Below are 2,679 nucleotides of genomic sequence, written 5' to 3'. Positions count from 1 at the left end.
TTTTCTCTGTCCCTATAAGGTTAATCCTTTTGGATCTGTTACGCAATATGACGAGTGCATTTGCATTAGGTTTGGCTTTACATAAAATCTTGTTTTTCCGGAGCCTGAACCGCCAATAACAAGTACATTCTTATTTCTTGCATACTTTGGATTTGCCGGTCTGCCATTCATGGTTAATCGCTCTGTTTGAGTAAGCAAGATATTGTTTTGGAACTTTTCATCCACATACGGCTCTATATCTTTTCTCGTTCCCCATCTTGCTGAACCATACTCTTTCCCCTGCCTAAACTTTTTTGCATTTTTCCCTTTGGTATAGACAATAAATTTAATTAGAGCTGCCACTCCCACGCCCATTAAAATGTCAGAAGGATGAATACTTGGAATAAAGCTCATGGTATTAAGTTCTAATATTCCTTGAAAGATTTTGTCTATCACATCTCCACCAGTATAGGCTCTTACATGATGAGAAAAGATATTGCCAACATAGAAAAATGCAAGATAGGGAATATTCTGCTTTAGCAACTTTGCCTTATCTTGCACCTTAAATAAGCCTTTGATGTCTTTTAGTATCTTATCTATCATAGGCTCTGCTCCTTTTGTTTATTCTTAACTTTATCTTTAGAAACAGTGTTCTTTGCCATCTCCTTGAACTTCTCAATATTCTTGTGGATAGATTCTTTTCTTTCCGTTTTCTTTTCTGATTCTGCAAGAGCGTGTTTGAAGGCTTTATCCATGACTTTCATGTCTTTTGCCTGAAAGAATACGGAGTATTTACCGCTTTCTTTATCTTTCATCACCGAAAACTTTACCCCATACCGATTAAGTTCCTTTTTCAGTTCCTTCAGCTCTGCTTCTTCTACCGGAATTTCTTCAAGCTGTCCCTTTTTAACCATATCTTTGAGCTTTACTTCATTTCCGTTAGCATTAACCAGCTTTTCCAGTCCTCCAAGTTTTTCAGCCTCTTTCATCAGTTTCTTTAATAAGTTCAGAATTAGCTTTCCTGTTACTTTAGCAGCTTTCACTTCCATGTTAAGCGTTTTTCTTGCGATTTCTTCATTGATCAAGTTCTCTCACCTCCAGTCAGTAATCTTTCTTTATTCCTCTTTAATTTTTCTTCCTGAATAACTTTTCTGTAATCTTCTCCAAGTACCATCACAGGAATACACATCTCGATAATTCTTGAGTAAATTCTTTGGTATTCCACACTCTCCGTACAGTTTTCAATTTGGCTGTATGAAAGATTTGTGGTAAAGATTGTTGGCTTATGCTTTAAGTACCTGTTATTCACAATGTTATATACCTGCTCTTTGGCATAGCTTGTATCCCTTTCAATTCCTAAATCATCTAAGATGAGAACGGAAGTGTTTACAAGGGATTCGATATATGCGTTTTTATCAAGGTCAAATCCGCCTTTTTGAAGTTCGTTGATTATTTGTGAAAAGTTTCTAATCTTGACGCTTATCTGATACTGTTCAATCAGTGCATTGGCAATAGAGCAGGCAAGATAGGTCTTTCCGCTACCCACCGAACCATAAAACAAGAGTCCGATGTTTTCTTTTTTCATCAGTTCGTAATCTTTTACAAAATTCTTTGCGATGATAAGACTCTGATTTTCTTTTCCCTGATAGTTTTCAAATGTATATGCCCATTGAATCATGGATGTGAAGCAGATACTTTTTAATCTCTCGATTTCAAGCTGCTTTTGTCTTTCTTTTTCTTTTGCTTCTCTATCTCTATCGCATTTACAAGCTGTCTTAAATATCATCTGCTTTCCAAAAAATTCTAATGCTTTTCCATCTTTTCTTTCATGGCACACTTTACAGTAGGCGTGTCCGTCTTTGATGTATTCTTTTTCAGGATTGAAGCTGTATTCCACATCTTCTATCATCACTTTCTCTAATTCTTTAATCATAAATGTACTCCCTTGTTATATTCCTCCCATGTAGGGATATTGGTTTTTTTCTTACTTCCCTGATCTTTATAAAACCAAGAAAGAATTGTTGCTTTATGGTCTTTATATGTCTTTCCAGTACTTTGAAGATAGGTTGATAATCTCTCAATGTAGTTATCAAGCTCTCCTGCCATTTTTATTTGTAATTCGCCTATATCCTCATTCTTTAAAAAAACATTTTGAAATGTTCCAAGTCCGTTTTCCCCAAAACTATATTCTCTCTTACTATACTTACTCTTATTATTCTCTATATAGTTAGAGTCAACATTTTTAACTTCCTGAAGTTCATTTTCTTTACTTCTGAGGTTAAAATCTTTTACTTCTGAAGTTAAGTTTTTTGACTTCTGAAAGTCATTTTCTTTTACCGCTATTATGCTCATAAAATCTTTAACATAAATGACATTCGGCTTACCAAGTCCAAGCCTTACTCTTTCAATCAGTCCTATTCCTTTTTTGCTGTCTAACTCGTCCAATGTTTTTATGGCAGTAGGCTTTGAGATATTTCTTCTTCTCATAATTTCTTCAACAGTAAAATAGATAAATACTCTGCCTTCCTTGTCCACCCAGTTATTCTTAAAGGACATTCCTGTGCGTTTCAAAAGCATGGAGTATAGGATAATGGCTTCAGCAGACAGTCCCTTAAATTCTTCTCCGTCTACTAATATTTCAGGCACTTTCAGAAAGTTAAATCGCTCTGCTTCTCTGTTATAGAAATAGTCAAAGTCCAT

At 35.2% G+C, this 2,679-nt stretch carries 3 protein-coding genes and 1 pseudogene; all 4 read right to left on the bottom strand.

Annotated elements, in window-relative coordinates:
- Nucleotides 1-24: 24 nt before the first annotated feature.
- Nucleotides 25-582 (bottom strand): annotated as a pseudogene (locus HMPREF2801_RS00045) (type IV secretory system conjugative DNA transfer family protein); the annotation flags it as partial.
- Entirely contained in the window at nt 579-1,064 is a 486-nt protein-coding gene (locus HMPREF2801_RS00040; protein ID WP_000606558.1) for a PcfB family protein, read from the bottom strand. The pseudogene HMPREF2801_RS00045 and the gene HMPREF2801_RS00040, both read right to left, overlap by 4 nt.
- The gene (locus HMPREF2801_RS00035; protein WP_007894699.1) at nt 1,061-1,912 is read right to left on the bottom strand and encodes an ATP-binding protein; all 852 of its coding nucleotides are present in this window, start codon (nt 1,910-1,912) and stop codon (nt 1,061-1,063) included. The genes HMPREF2801_RS00040 and HMPREF2801_RS00035 overlap by 4 nt, the downstream gene beginning before the upstream one ends.
- Nucleotides 1,909-2,679 (bottom strand): replication initiator protein A (locus HMPREF2801_RS00030; RefSeq protein WP_070609827.1); only part of this gene is annotated, 771 nt, incomplete at its 5' end. The genes HMPREF2801_RS00030 and HMPREF2801_RS00035, both read right to left, overlap by 4 nt.

It is taken from the genome of Peptoniphilus sp. HMSC062D09 (genome assembly GCF_001811425.1).
GTDB lineage: Bacteria > Bacillota > Clostridia > Tissierellales > Peptoniphilaceae > Peptoniphilus_A.
The sequence above is the reverse complement of the archived record's forward strand: the minus strand, read 5'-3'. Positions and strand labels throughout refer to the sequence as shown.

What these genes read in the sequence shown, in the direction of transcription:
- HMPREF2801_RS00035 (WP_007894699.1), bottom strand. Translation starts at nt 1,912, where the DNA reads ATGATTAAAGAATTAGAGAAAGTGATGATAGAAGATGTGGAATACAGC.